Raw genomic sequence first — 13,258 nt, 5'->3', positions numbered from 1 at the left:
GCCTCTTATAAACCATGTGGCGTAGTTCATCTCATCAAAGTATATCTTTTCCGTATGCCTAAACGGCAGAACCTCCCATTCTTTGCAGATGCCGCTTTTATCTATTCTGATTCCTTTTTGAATTAGCACGATAAATGAAAAAATTATGGCGCAGACAGATATGATTTTGCCGAGTATTAGTCTAGGCTCGCTTATTTGCAGATATCCATCCACACATCTGGGATCGCCTTCTTCGAAGCATCTTAAATTTATGCCTGCCGCTTTGTATTCCTGCGAACAAATTTTATCGTGGGTGTAAAAGCAGGGTATCGGCTCGCCGTTATGTTTTGCTACGTGCGAGCTGGATAGAGTGACTACGCCGAAGCTTAGGAATATTATAAACATCTGCATTTTTAAAAGCGGATCGGTGGAGATAAACAGAGTTCCGTGATCTACGGTTTTGAATGATCTGTTTTTATCAAGCAATGAAACAAGAAGGCAAAAGCCTATCGTAACATAAAGGATTATCGAAGCAAACTCGGTTATACTTTGCGACATAATAATGACCTTGTTTTTTGGATTACGCAAGCTCGCGTCTTTGGTAATTTTAGCGCAAAATTTCTAAATTTACGAGATTCTAAGTGCGCTTTTTATAAATTTGAGATTAGAATTTTATCTCGCTAGCGTGATTTTGCCGCGCGAAAGGCGGATTAAATTTTTAGCTTTGAGATCTTGAAGTACGCGGTTTATGACATTACGCGAAGTGCCTAAGCGCTCTTGTGATATCATAACACGCCTTAAAATTTCGCAGCCTAAATCTTAATGATAATTATCTAAATATTTAAAATCGCACAATATAATTGCGAACCTCAATCAAATAAAGATTAAATTTATCTCGCAAGGATCTACAATGAGCTCGCTTTTGAGGCAAAACAAAATTTTGTTTAACATCCATCTGATTTTGTCGATCGTTTTTTCTATCCCGCTGCTTATTATAGGCATTACAGGCGCGATTTTGTCGTATCAGCACGAGCTTGAGGCGCTAATAAACGCGGGCTCTAAAAAGGTCGAAAAAACGGGCGAAATGCAAAGCGTGGAGAAAATCCTGCAAAGCTTTAGCGAGCAAACAGGCGCTAAGCAGCCCGTAAGGCTCGTCGTGCCCAAAAGTGATGACGAAGCCTTCGTCATTTACGCAAACAGAAATGATGCGTATCTGGTCGATCCATACACTGCGCAGATCATTGGCAAGGATCGCGGCACGAGCTTTGTGCTAACGGTGATGGCGTTGCATCGAAATTTGGGTCTAGCGCTAAGTGGCAATAAAACCGCAGCCGAGGTCGGCAAACAGATCGTGGGTGCGAGCGTCGTGGCGATGATACTGCTCGTAATAAGCGGCGTATGGCTGCATTTCCCAAGGCTTAGGCGCAAATTTATCGAAGCTATAAGACCAAATTTTAAACTCAAAAAATACGCTCTTTTTTACAATCTGCACACGAGTCTAGGCTCGCTGAGTGTAGTGATTTACCTACTTATCTGCCTAACCGGGCTTAATTGGTCGTATAGCTGGTATAACGATGCTGTGATGAAGCTTTTCGTAAGTTCGCAAAATTTACCGCAAGCTAGCGCGCCTAAAGCCGCTGCTTCTAAAGATCACGCCGCCGCACCTGCTAAAGAGGAGAGCAAAAAGCCCGCTACGTATAAATTTAGCGACGCGCAGAGGGCTTATGAGATATTCAGATCAAGTGGCATAGAGTATAAAGAATTTACCCTAATGCTCGCAGCCGGAGATAAGATCGGCGTCAGGTATTATGAGCCCGATGCGCCCGCTACCGCCCGTCCAAAAGGCGCGAGCGTGAAGCTAAAGGAGGGCAAGGTCGCGGAGCAGAAGCAGACGGAGGGTATCACCGTGGGCGAGTTTAAAGATGCGAACTATCAGCTTCACACGGGCTATTTTTTCGGGCTAGCGGGTAAAATTTTATGGTCGCTCGTTTCGCTTTGTATGGCGCTTTTTATCTTTAGCGGCTTTTATATGACGGCAAAAAGGGCGTTTAAGTCAGAAAAGCCCGGCTAAATTTTACCCTCTCGGTAAGAGGTGCGACGAGCGGCGCAAGAGAGCCGAATATCTACGAATCATTGAGATGAAATTTGCCGAAGCGGATCAAGAAAAGCCCTGATTTAACGATTAGAAAAATTTTGTATGCTCGATGGCGTGGAGCAGCAATCATCAAGATTTATCGCAATACAATCATTTATTGTGGTGCTTTTCCCAGCGCCAGGTTGACCACCAATAAGATAAAGTTTTGGCGTGGAAGTTTGATGATGACAATATCTTGTTCAGAAACACGCTTTACATCTTCTTGGCTAAATTTTGATAATTTTTCAAGGTCTGTCATTTATACAAATCCTTTCCGTATTTATTTTCCAAAGCATCCATAAGTTCCGTGATTTTATTATCCCAGTATTCTTCTGTTTTATCTTTTTCATCAAAAATTCTTTCTTTAATTTTACTCAATTCTATCCATAAGTTTTCACTCCAGCCATCTACACCTATTTTTGCTAATTTTGCAAATGAATTGGAGGCTGCACTTTTAGCTTCAGCTACAACTGCCTCTAGCTCATCTCCACTCATTGCGTAATCCCATTGGATAGTGTCAATATTTTTCATTTTTTAATCCTTTCGTGCTATTCAAGGTATCTTATATATCGTATTAAGTTAATAGAAAATATATTAACTTAATGTTATTCCGCCTGATTTATCTCTATCTTTTTTGCTTGAGTTAAGGACTTTGCGCGCGTTTCGCTCTAGCTCGCTTTTAAATTTTGCGATTTCGGCTTTATCGATTTGGATAGACATGATTTTATTTAGCTTCGTTTCGTTCGCCTGAGCAAAACAAGCTTTGTCGATTCTGCCTTTTTGAAAATCTTGGTCTAATTTGACTTTTAAGCGTTTGAAAATTTCTTCTTTTGAGCCGATACTGATTAGTTTGTAGATCTCTTTTTCGTCGGTTAAAATTTTATTCTTATCGCTATTTCTATTAATGGCGATAATATTAATTTTATCCCCGAAATGCTCTTTTAGCTTTTTTAAACCGCTCGGCAAGTTGCCTTGGATGCTAGACATAACTTCAATGCTCCCGCCGCGCCCATATTCGTTAAAGCGCTTAAAAGTATTGTCTAAAGCCTTTTCGGGCTCTATATGCACTGCAGCAATTGTAACGTCTAATCTCTTTTGCAAGCATTGCTCTATTTTTGGGATAGTCGGCGCCGGGTTTGCCAACTGCCCTTCAAAAATAAGTTTAATTTTATCATCGTTCATACAATTTTTAACCGAGGTTGTTTTCCCGGCTCCAGGAATTCCGGTGATGAAAATTGCTTTGGTTTTATTAGGCTCATCGCGTTTCAGAACCTCTTCAAACCGCGTCGCCGCCAAAACAGCGGAGGAATTATGTATCGCGTCATTTACTAGAGCCCTATTTTCTTTTGCTTCAAAGCAAGGAAAAAGTTCTTTGAATGTATCGGAACAAATATAACGACCACCCATGGTATCAGAGTGTTCATTATATTCTTTCAAAAAATCCTCTAGAGAATTCTCAGCAAGAGCAATCGCTTCGTCTTGAATTCTTCCCAATTCGGCATTAGAGCCGAAATCAATCTTTTTTATTGCGCTTACTAACTTTGATTGAGCCATTTTTTATACCTGCTTGTCGTATTCTTTCAATACTCTCTTTTGGAGCACCGCGATAAAGTTGCTTTTCGATTTTCTTGCGGTATTCGTCGTCGTTTTCCATTCGCGTCAAATGATCGCTCACGCCCTGCCACATTTTCATATCTTCTTCTGTTAAAGCCATTTCAAGTCCTTTCTAAGAAATTTGTAGTATTTTAATACATTCTAATTATAGCATTTATCTTTCTAATAATTATGCAACAAATGTATCTTGGGCCGCAGGAATACGCTTTTGAGTTATATGGGATATTACTACGATGAAAAAGAGAAAACAATAAAACAAATATTGGATAAGGAGCGATAAATGGCGGATATAACTAAATTTTACCTTCGCGGCAAGAGCGGTAAATTTATAAAATTTTACCTCGGTAGAGAAGATCATAAATTAAAATTTACCCGCCGCGCCTGCTTTAAAATTTCTTGCTTAGCGTTATTTGCCTCTTGCGCCGCGAGTGATCATCAAGGACTGCTCGTAGAAAATTAGCAGCGTTATTGAAACGCCCGTGCCTAGCGCCAGCGAGATCGAGATCGTGGCGAGGGCGTTGTCGAAAAACGAGATGAGGTGGGCGAGTTTATGCTCTGCGCCCACGGCTCTGATATAAGAAAACAGCGCCAAAACCGCCTTGTAGGCGTAGATGCCAGGTATCATCGGAAGCAGCGCAGGAAAGGCGATGATCTCTGCGGGCACCTTGAGGCGCTTGGCGCAGAGCATTCCCAAAACGCCGATCAGAAACGACGCAAAAAGCGTCGCGGCGGCGATTGAAAAAATTTGGCTCTGTATCAGCAAAAACCTGCATGAATGCGCTACCGCGGCAAGCAGCGCCGAGAAGGCAAGCGTCTTTTTGGGTGGCATGCACGCATACGCAAACCCGAGTCCCGCCGCAGCGGCAAAGCAAGCGTCCTTAAATACCAAAAGTGCTATATCAAACATTTACAAGCCCCAAATTTGAGATGCTAAGTGTCAGAAAGAGCCCGATCGCGATGCAGATGATCAAAAGCCCGGTGTTCAGCCCTCTGCTGATACCTACGAGCATATTTTCGTTTAGGATGTCAAATACGGAGTTGATCAGCCAGACGCCGGGGATTAAAAACAATATGCTCGATCCCACGGCTACGTCGGGCGTGGCGCTAAGCCCGTAGCGAGCGCCTAGCGAGACGATGAATGAGACTGCGAACGAAACCGCGATGTATTGGATTTTTAGATTGATTTTGAGCCTACTAAGCAGATAGCGGGCGCAAATTCCAAAAGCCGTAGCCGCAAACACTAACGCCATCGCGCCGCTATCGCCGCCGAAAAGCTCGCAGAATGCGGCATTTGCGACGCTTAGCAAAACAAGAGTTTTGGCAAAGCTTTTCTTCTGCGAGGCTAAAATTTCGGCAAATGAGGCTCTGGCGCGCGCAAGAGGGATTTTCTCATCGTAAATTTCCCAGCTAAGCGCGCTTAGCTCCGAGATCAGATCGAAGCTGATACGCGCTGCAGCGCCTGTTTTGACGTAGGTGCGGCGGATAGAGTTGTCCGCAGGGTCCATCACGCTGATGATGAAGTGGCGCACAAAGATCATCAGGCTAGCCTCATAGTCGTAAGCGTCCGCTATCCTGCGCACGCAGCGCTCGATGCGCGCGGTGTAAGTGCCGATACTAAGCATCTTGGCGGTGTATTCGCTAAGAAAATTGGTGAGCTCTTGGATTTGCGGCCTCGCCGCTTCTGCTTCTTTTGCTGCCGCTATTTCTGTTGTCATTATTTCCTCCGCTACTCTTGTAATCTCAATATCGTTTTGCGCTGTTTTCGTCGTTTTTACTTCTACGACGCTCGTTGTAGCTTCCTGTTTTTGCGGCGCCCGCCATCGTTTTTGATGTCGCTATGATGTCCGCCGCCGCGGAATTTTTATTTTTAAAATTTAATGCAGTAGCGCCCGTGGCGGAATTCTCGCCATCTAAATTTGACATGGAGGCGATACCTATGGCGGCAAAGCTTTGGTTGCTTAAATTTTGATCGTTTAAATTTAACGTCGCTTTGGAATTTTCGTCATTCAAATTTAACGCTGAGGTTGAATTCTCGCCGCTAGAATTTTTTGTCGCAGCAGCGGAGCATTCATCGCTCAAATTTGAAGCGGCGGAATTTTGCTCTTTTAAAGAATTCTGCTCACTTAAATTTAAATCGCAGCCCAAATTTTGCTCACTTAAATTTAAACTTTCGGCATCCTCGCAAGATTCGCTAAATTTAGAATTTTTCACGCTTACCTCAGGCTGATGAGATCGAGCGGGTTGATGTGGTAGTTCTGCTGCGTCACTTCAAATGTCAGATCCGAGCCGATGCGCCCGATGATGTAGCCCTTTTTGACGTTGGAGCCTACGCGCACGGTAGGCGGGATCTGATTTAGATGCGCGTAGATCGTGTGGATGCCGCCGCTGTGCTCTAGGATCACGACCTTATCGAGCACGGCGGTTTCTTTAGCAAAGACCACTTTGCCCGGTAGCACCGCCTTAACCTGCGTGTCGCCGCTGTTTGAGCCCAGCACGATATTTTCGTTGAAAAGCTTGATGTTATAAACGGGATCGTTGTAATTGCCGAATTTTCGCTTCAAATACGCGCCGCTTAAAGGCGCTGCGGTCTTGGCTCCGCTGTATTTTTTAACGCGCGAGGACTGATAGCTAGAGCCGTACTGCTTGACCTTTTGGTTGATCTTGCTTACGCGCTCATCCGCTGGTTCGTTCACTTCGGGCTCGGGCTCGCTAGGAGGCGCAGGCTCGGGCTTGCCCGCCTTTTTGGCAGCCGCCTTTGCTTTGGCGTACTCTTTTTCGCGTGCCTGGCGCTCCTTTTGCTTCTGCGCTTCAAGCTTTGCTTGGCGCGCCGTTTCCTCCTTCTGCGCTTTGGCTTTTTCCTCGGCGTCGTCGATGATCTTAAGCTCCTGCAGGGTCTTAGATATGGCGTCTTGCTCGTCGTTTATCTTCTCTAGGCGCGCGATATAGTCCTCTTTGTCCTTTTTCATCTGCGCGAGCTTCTCTTTTTGGGTGGTTTGCTTGGCGTTGAGATCGGTTTTTTTCTTGTCGTAGTCCGCCATGCTCGCCTGGATCGATTTGATCTTTTTGTTCTGCTCGTTGATAAAATTTTGATTATTTTCGTAGTCTTTGATTAACCCCTTCAGCTCGTCGTTCATAACGACGCCGAGCCCCTCTAAAATTTCGCTAGCCATGATAGAATCAGGCGTGGTTGTGGAATTTACGTCGGTGATGAGATCAAATGATAACTCTTGCGAGATCACGCTTGCGATCTTGCTTTCCAGATCGCTTTGCACGCTAAGGAGAGTGGCATTTTGGCTATTTAGCTTCTCAAGCTCCTGCGCTTCGGCGGCGTATTGATCTTTTAAGCCCTCGATCGCGTCGCTTAGCTGTTTGATCTCGCCCTCGCGCTTTTTAAAGCCCTCCTGCTCCTTTACGATCTGGCCTGCGATCTCGTCGATCTTTTGCGAGAGTTGCATCCCCTCCTTTTGCGAGCTTTTGAGCTCTTGACCCGCTTTGGCGATCTTATCTTTCGTGCTTTGTCCCTTTGCGGGCGCGGCATAAGTAAGAGCCGCGGCAAGCCCTAGCGCAAGAAGCGGCGCTAAAAAAGCCCTTTTCATGCTCGTTTATTTCCGATTTGCAGCATCACAAAACTTACCGCGATGATAGATAGCGCCAAGGCGACACCCAAAAGAATCAGCGCATCGTAAGGCAGCACTATGGCGGTGCGCAGATCGCCGATGCCCTTAAGCGTGGTCGAAAACACCTCCCAAGAAGGAAGCGCAATGTAGAAGCAGGTCACGATCAGCGTGGCGATGAAAGAGTCGATTATCGCCATTCGGTAGAGCTTGCCGCTTTTTATAAGAAACGACGCGCCGAAAAGCTCCATGATCTCGATGCGCTCTTTGTGTTCGTAAACCCAGATACGCATCTGGCGGTGAATTAACATCACGCCTAAAAGCACAATGAGAAACGCAAAGCCGTAAACGAGGCTTTTGATAAGCAGTAAAATTTTAAAAATTTCATCGTGGGTTTTTTTAAAAATTTCTACCCTCGTAAGCGAGCCAATAGATTTTAGATCCTGCTCGATCTTGGCAAGCTGCGCGGCGTCGGGGAAGCTTTCAAGCTTGACGCTATAAAATTTAGGCAAATTTTTACTAAGCTCGGCAAAGGCGTTTTGTGAAATTTTATCCTTCAGGCGCTCGGTGATGCCCGCTGTGGAAATTTCGCTAATCGAGCTGATTTTAGGTACCGCTTTTTGCGCGTCTTGCAGGCTGAGCGGGGTTTTGGAGACTAGCACGATGTTGTATTCGTTTTGGATCGAGCGCTCGTAGCTTTTGGTTAGATTGCTCATAAAAATTCCAAACTGCACGGAAAAAAGCAGCGCGACGAGCGAAAAGATCACGCCGAAATGGGTTTTAATCGATTTCATTTACTTTAGCGTCCTTAATCTCAAAATGTCGGTGCCTAAAACGCAGCGTGGCGGGCATTTTGTGCGTTACGATGACGACGCAGGCGTTCCACGACTCGCACGCCGAGCGCAGCAAATTCCAAATAATGGCGCTGGAGTAGTCGTCCAAATTTCCCGTAGGCTCGTCGCACAGCAGCAGGCGCGGATTATGCGCCATCGCACGCGCCAAAGCCACGCGCTGCTGCTCGCCGCCGCTAAGCTCGAGCGGATACTTGCCCATCTTGTGCCCGAGTTCGACATGGCGCAGTAGCTTTTTGGCTTGGTCTTGGCAGACCTGCTGATTGTAGCCCATTATCATTAACGGAAGCATTATATTGCGCTCGATCGTCCATTCGTTGATCAGGCGGTAGTTTTGAAAGATAATGCCGATACGCTGGCGCAGGGTGCGCAGATCGGAGTTCGTGATGCCTTTTAGATCGCACAGACAGACGTTCAGCTCGCCGCCGATGATGTCGATGCCGCCGTAGAAGGACTTAAGCAGCGTGGATTTGCCGCTGCCGCTCTTGCCCGTGATGATGACGAAATCCTTCGCGCCGATGCCGAAATTTGCGTCTTGGATGACCGCGCCCGCCTTTTCGTAGCCCAGCGTGAGGCCCGCTGCGGTGATGATGTTGTAATCGTCCGTTATCTCTGCCATTGTGAAAATATCTCCGAAATTTTTTGATGTGCCGCGTGATTTTCGCGCGTAGGAAGCGGGCGGCAGATAAAGTAGCGCGTACCGCTTGCGTTTACGCGGATGAAACACTGCTGCGGAAAGTCGAATGCACCTAGCGAAAGCAGGATTAGCACGTCTTGCGGCTCAGCGGTGCACGGCTTGCTTTGCTGTTCGTTTTGCTGCTCGGCGCAGCACGGCTTGCTTTGCTGTTTATCTTGCGGCTCGGCACGATTTAATTTGTCTTGGTGTTCGGCTTGTAGCTCGGCTCGCTTCGGCTCACTTTGGCGCTCAACTTGCGACTTGATAGAGTTTGACTTATTTTGTAATTCTGCTTGCGATTCGACAGCGTGGTTTAGCTCGTTTTTTAGTTCGGCTTGCAATTCATTTTTGCAAAGTAAGACGCTTGCGTTCGTTGTATTTCTAGCACTCACTGCGCCGCCGTCTGTTAAATTTATGCCCTTTACGCTCAAGCGATCCTCGTTTAAATTTGCGCCCGTTTCATCTGCATGGTTTGTATTTAGTGCGTCGCTCGCTTTTTTTAGAATTTGCGTAACGTTCGCTTCATCCGTGTGGGTTGCATTTGATGCGGCGCTTGCTTTTGCTGCACGGGTCGCTGCGAATGAGCCATCCAAATTCGGCACATTGTTTGTATCTATTGTGCTGATCGCTTCGGGTGTAGTGCTTGTGCCTGTCGCGCCGATAGCTGCAAGCGTGCCCTCCGTGTCGCTAGCATTTAGCGCGCTGCTTGTCGCGATCTGCTCGCAGGCTAAAGCGCGCTTTTCGCTTGGGGCGGGGCGGCTAAATTTAGCGCTTACTGCGACAGGAACGTCACTCATTAAATTTACGCCGTTTGAGCTAGAGCAATTTTGATTTAAATTTATACTCTCTTTTGCGCCCGTCTTATCCGCGCGGTTTGTATTCAGTGCGCCGCTTGCTTTTTTTAGAATTTGCGTAGTGTTCGCGCAAGCTGAAATTTTATCGCCCGCTGTCGTAGTTAAAATTTTGCCGCCGCTTGCCGAAATTTTATCCATGCTCGCGCGCTCGGTTAAATTTTTGTCGCGCGTCGCGTCTAAATTTATAGCTTTGTCGTTTATCGCTTCTCCCGCGCCGCTTAAATTTACGCCGTCCTCTGTGCAAGCCCCACCCGTGCCTAAGCTTTTCTGCGCGTCAAAGTAAAAAATTTCCTCAAAATGCACGAAAAAATCCTCACCTTTGAAGGTGAAATTTTTAAAATTTCGCGCAATTGCCGCCGCGTCAAATTTTAAAAATTCCATCTCAAACTGCTGCGGCTCGCCACGGCTCGCGGTTTTGTTCTCGTAGATCAGATCGTAGATATCTTTATCCATTTTGCGCCATCTATCCTCGTATTTGCTAGCTACCGCGGCGTCGCGGTTTTTGAAGTGCGAAATTTCACCCGCTTTGCGCTGCACGTAGGGCGAGAGTTTTTGCATCGCGTAGAGGAAGTACTCCTCGCTGTCGGTACGAAGCTCGAAGCGGCCGCCGAGCCCGAGCGTGCGCGCGATCTGCGAGGCGAACTCGTCGCTTATGACGCGGCGGTGCGGTGCGTCGTCCCACGGCACGGGGAAGTGCAAAAACACGCGCTGCAGGCAGCCCGCGGGAAGCAGGCTCAGTAAAACCCGCGCGTCAGTGGCTATGAGAGCGATGTTTTGCAGCCCCTTGCGGATCGCTAGCTTTGCGACCTGCTCGATTGCGGGCTTGTAAATTTCGATGCCGATTAGCAGCGCGTCTTGATTTGAGCGCGCTTGATGAAGTAGGTGTCTGCCCGAGCCGAAGCCGATCTCGATGAAAATTTTATCAAATTTAGAGCTTTTTACGAGGGATAAAATTTCATTCTCGTCCAAAATCAGCGGCGTTTTTTCGGTAAGCGAACTGTCTTTGTAAGCAAACGCTTGCGAAATAATCCGCCCGCAGAAGCGCTCTTTAAAAATTTCAAGCGCTCGCTGCAGATGACCGATCTTGGCGGGTTTGGTGATCTTTTCGCCCTTTACTATCACCTTGTCGCCGCTGGGCTTCAGGGTGATAAAAAACTCGCTATCAAAGCTCTTGGTTCGCACAAGCGTTAAATTTCTGCCGAGAGCCGTCTCTAAAAACTCGGTCTCGCCGAATTTCGCAGGCAGCGGCGGCAGACTCACGCTTTGGGCTATGAAATTCGGCAAACTTTATTCTGCCTGCGCTGCGGCAATGACTGCACTAGGCTTGGACAGCTCTCCGTTTTCGGTTTTGACGGTAATACGGTATTCGTATCCTTCGCCGTAATCGATATTGTCGATATACTCAGCGCTAAGTCTGCCGCGAACCTCTTTAATCGTGCTCCATGACTCGCCTCCCTTAGGACGGCGCTCGATTAGATAGGAGCTTACGCGAAGATCCGGATGCGGGCGCCAGATGATCTTAACGCGGCCCGGAAGCCCGTAGATCGCCTGCGCAAACGGCACGGACTCTAGCATCTTAGCGGTGCTTGCGATAGCGACCGGAGAAGGAGCCGAAACGCCCTTGGCGCCGTATGTGCGCACCGTGTATTTATACGAAGTGCCCGGCTGCAGCCTCGTATCTACGTAGTGAGTGGAGTATGGGTCTGCGATGGTGGCGATCTTTTTGGCTTCGCCGCCGCTTGCAGGCGCTCGGTAGACTACAAACCCCAGCACGGCGGTATTGCTGTCATATCTAGGCCACTCAAGTCCGATTTCATTGTCGCTTGTGATCGTCCTAATACCCTCTACGCGCGGCAGGCTTTCGTCGCTTGCGCTAGGCGCGCTAGACGTAGCGCAGCCAGCCACTAGTATCGCTAAAGTAGCGCTCAACGTTAGTTGGTAAAATTTTTTCATAAATTTCATCCTTTACCTTTTGATTTGTCGTAAAATTTAGAAATTCGCTCGGCAAGCCCGCGCATATTTTCACCTCTTTGCCGCTTCGCGGATGGATGAAATAGAGCAAATAGGCATGGAGCAAAATCCTGCTAATTTTAGCGTTTTCGCTCTTAAATCCGTATAAATGATCGCCCAAAATGTGCCGATTTATCGAGCTTAAATGCACGCGGATCTGATGCGTGCGGCCCGTGAAGAGCTTTGCCGCGACGAGATTAAAGCTCTTTAGACTTAGCGGCGGCAGAATTTGGTTTTGAGCGGGATTTTTAAAATTTAAAAATTTATTCTCGGCGAGACGGGCGGGGTGGGTTTGATCCGCGCTCATTTTGGCGGTTAAAATTTTATCTGCGTTATCCGCGCGGCTGCTTGGAATTTTATCTGCGCTTTGGATTGAAATTTTATCCGCGCTCCGCATGCAATTATTTGAAATTTCATCCGCGTTATTCGCGCCTGCGTAGTCGTTTAAAATTTCATCCATGCCCGCGTTGGGATTCGCGCTTGCGTCGGTCGCTAAAATTTTACTCGTATCCGCACCCCTGCTAGCGCTTAAAATTTTATCCTTGCCTGTGGATACGGCTGAAATTTTGCCTATATCTGTGGTCGCATCTGAAATTTTATCGGTCGCCGAAATTTTATCCGCATCACCCATTGAAATTTTATCCGTAGCGTCACCCAAAATTTTGTCCTTAGCCGAAATTCTACTTGCGCCTGCGTTCGCAGCTAAAATTTTATCGGCGGCTGAAATTTCATCCATGCCCGCGTTATTGCCCGCAGCTGTACTATCGCCCGCGCTCGTACTTAAAATTTCATCGCACTTCTGGGCGGAGTTTTGAAGCTCGCTTAGTTCCGCTCCGCTTAAAATTTCATAAAACGCGCTCTTTGCATTGCGTCCGCCGGGCACGATCCCCATTTTTAGACGGTTTGCGGGGTTGCGAGCGATCGGGCGCTCGATCACGCAGGGCTCTTTCAGCGGTAGGTCGATGAGCGCGAGGTATATCCGCCCCATGCTCTTGTCGCTTAGCTGCGCCGAGAGCGCGGCGTGCGCGGCGTTGTTTTTGGCGACGAGTAGGGCGCCGCTGGTGAGCTTATCCAGGCGGTGCACGATGCCTGCGCGAAGCTCGCCGCCGAGGCTAGAGAGCAGATAGCCGCGAGACTTGAGCCAGTCCACGAGCGTGGGCTCTTTGACGCTTGCGGCAGGGTGGACGGTAAGGCCTGCGGGCTTGTTTACCACTAGCAGATCCTCGTCCTCGTATAAAATTTCAACGTCGAAATCTAGCCGCTCTGCGCTTGTTTGCTGCGGCGCGGGCGCGGGGTAGTCGATGTGCACGAGTTCGCCCGCGGATAGCTTGTAGCCAGGCCTGCTCTGCACTGCGCCATCCACTCTGACCGCAGCGGATTTGATTAAATTTGATATTTGGTTGCGCGAAATTCCAAGCTGCGAGCTTAAAAAAACATCGAGCCTTTCGCTGCATTGTGCTATTAGATTATCCAAATTTATACCTTTTTTGGCTATTCTTACGTCAAAATTTTAATTAGGATTAAGC

Annotated in this window: 15 protein-coding genes and 3 pseudogenes; 1 reads left to right on the top strand and 17 read right to left on the bottom strand. The window is 47.5% G+C overall.

Annotated features, from left to right (window positions below):
- Together Q0537_RS09600 and Q0537_RS10450 are read right to left on the bottom strand one after the other, a co-directional pair.
- Nucleotides 1–537: hypothetical protein (locus Q0537_RS09600; RefSeq protein ID WP_299227584.1), on the bottom strand; the 537-nt coding region annotated here is incomplete at its 3' end.
- Nucleotides 538–651: 114 nt separating this feature from the next.
- Nucleotides 652–768 (bottom strand): helix-turn-helix domain-containing protein, encoded by a 117-nt coding sequence (locus Q0537_RS10450; protein WP_366811470.1) that lies wholly within the window; start codon nt 766–768, stop codon nt 652–654.
- A 121-nt stretch (nt 769–889) separates the two neighbouring features.
- On the opposite strand from Q0537_RS10450, the gene Q0537_RS09595 reads away from it, so the two are divergent.
- Nucleotides 890–2,050: a PepSY-associated TM helix domain-containing protein gene (locus Q0537_RS09595; protein WP_299227582.1), complete on the top strand. Its 1,161-nt coding sequence runs from the start codon at nt 890–892 to the stop codon at nt 2,048–2,050.
- Nucleotides 2,051–2,154: 104 nt separating this feature from the next.
- On the opposite strand, the pseudogene Q0537_RS09590 reads toward Q0537_RS09595, so the two are convergent.
- The 15 genes and pseudogenes from Q0537_RS09590 to Q0537_RS09520 form a co-directional block, all read right to left on the bottom strand.
- A pseudogene (locus tag Q0537_RS09590) lies at nt 2,155–2,271 on the bottom strand (hypothetical protein); the annotation flags it as partial.
- Nucleotides 2,229–2,372 (bottom strand): hypothetical protein, encoded by a 144-nt coding sequence (locus Q0537_RS09585; protein ID WP_297944854.1) that lies wholly within the window; start codon nt 2,370–2,372, stop codon nt 2,229–2,231. The pseudogene Q0537_RS09590 and the gene Q0537_RS09585, both read right to left, overlap by 43 nt.
- Nucleotides 2,369–2,644, bottom strand: coding sequence for a hypothetical protein (locus tag Q0537_RS09580; protein ID WP_297944858.1), 276 nt, complete (start codon nt 2,642–2,644; stop codon nt 2,369–2,371). The genes Q0537_RS09585 and Q0537_RS09580 overlap by 4 nt, the downstream gene beginning before the upstream one ends.
- Nucleotides 2,645–2,707: 63 nt before the next feature.
- Nucleotides 2,708–3,667, bottom strand: coding sequence for a zeta toxin family protein (locus Q0537_RS09575; protein ID WP_299227580.1), 960 nt, complete (start codon nt 3,665–3,667; stop codon nt 2,708–2,710).
- Nucleotides 3,627–3,827, bottom strand: coding sequence for a hypothetical protein (locus Q0537_RS09570; RefSeq protein ID WP_297944863.1), 201 nt, complete (start codon nt 3,825–3,827; stop codon nt 3,627–3,629). The genes Q0537_RS09575 and Q0537_RS09570 overlap by 41 nt, the downstream gene beginning before the upstream one ends.
- A gap of 306 nt (nt 3,828–4,133) precedes the next feature.
- Nucleotides 4,134–4,625 (bottom strand): threonine/serine exporter family protein, encoded by a 492-nt coding sequence (locus Q0537_RS09565; RefSeq protein WP_298028923.1) that lies wholly within the window; start codon nt 4,623–4,625, stop codon nt 4,134–4,136.
- Nucleotide 4,626: 1 nt separating this feature from the next.
- A complete protein-coding gene (locus Q0537_RS09560; RefSeq protein WP_299227578.1) occupies nt 4,627–5,442 on the bottom strand; it encodes a threonine/serine exporter family protein in 816 nt (271 codons plus the stop codon).
- Nucleotides 5,443–5,467: 25 nt separating this feature from the next.
- Entirely contained in the window at nt 5,468–5,938 is a 471-nt protein-coding gene (locus Q0537_RS09555) for a hypothetical protein (RefSeq protein WP_297960555.1), read from the bottom strand.
- A gap of 2 nt (nt 5,939–5,940) precedes the next feature.
- The gene (locus tag Q0537_RS09550) at nt 5,941–7,323 is read right to left on the bottom strand and encodes a peptidoglycan DD-metalloendopeptidase family protein (protein ID WP_299227576.1); all 1,383 of its coding nucleotides are present in this window, start codon (nt 7,321–7,323) and stop codon (nt 5,941–5,943) included.
- A complete protein-coding gene (locus tag Q0537_RS09545) occupies nt 7,320–8,135 on the bottom strand; it encodes a hypothetical protein (protein ID WP_299227574.1) in 816 nt (271 codons plus the stop codon). The genes Q0537_RS09550 and Q0537_RS09545 overlap by 4 nt, the downstream gene beginning before the upstream one ends.
- Nucleotides 8,122–8,811, bottom strand: coding sequence for an ATP-binding cassette domain-containing protein (locus Q0537_RS09540; protein ID WP_299227571.1), 690 nt, complete (start codon nt 8,809–8,811; stop codon nt 8,122–8,124). The genes Q0537_RS09545 and Q0537_RS09540 overlap by 14 nt, the downstream gene beginning before the upstream one ends.
- The gene (gene trmB / locus Q0537_RS09535) at nt 8,799–11,006 is read right to left on the bottom strand and encodes a tRNA (guanosine(46)-N7)-methyltransferase TrmB (RefSeq protein WP_299227569.1); all 2,208 of its coding nucleotides are present in this window, start codon (nt 11,004–11,006) and stop codon (nt 8,799–8,801) included. Before trmB ends, Q0537_RS09540 begins: the two co-directional genes overlap by 13 nt.
- Before the next feature lie 3 nt (nt 11,007–11,009).
- Entirely contained in the window at nt 11,010–11,675 is a 666-nt protein-coding gene (locus Q0537_RS09530) for a fibronectin type III domain-containing protein (RefSeq protein WP_298051325.1), read from the bottom strand.
- Nucleotides 11,605–11,931 (bottom strand): annotated as a pseudogene (locus Q0537_RS09525) (RluA family pseudouridine synthase); the annotation flags it as partial. The gene Q0537_RS09530 and the pseudogene Q0537_RS09525, both read right to left, overlap by 71 nt.
- Before the next feature lie 642 nt (nt 11,932–12,573).
- Nucleotides 12,574–13,206 (bottom strand): annotated as a pseudogene (locus Q0537_RS09520) (RluA family pseudouridine synthase); the annotation flags it as partial.
- Between the last annotated feature and the right edge of the window lie 52 nt (nt 13,207–13,258).

The organism is uncultured Campylobacter sp. (genome assembly GCF_938017775.1).
In the GTDB taxonomy this organism is placed as follows: Bacteria; Campylobacterota; Campylobacteria; order Campylobacterales; family Campylobacteraceae; genus Campylobacter_B.
The sequence above is the reverse complement of the archived record's forward strand: the minus strand, read 5'-3'. Positions and strand labels throughout refer to the sequence as shown.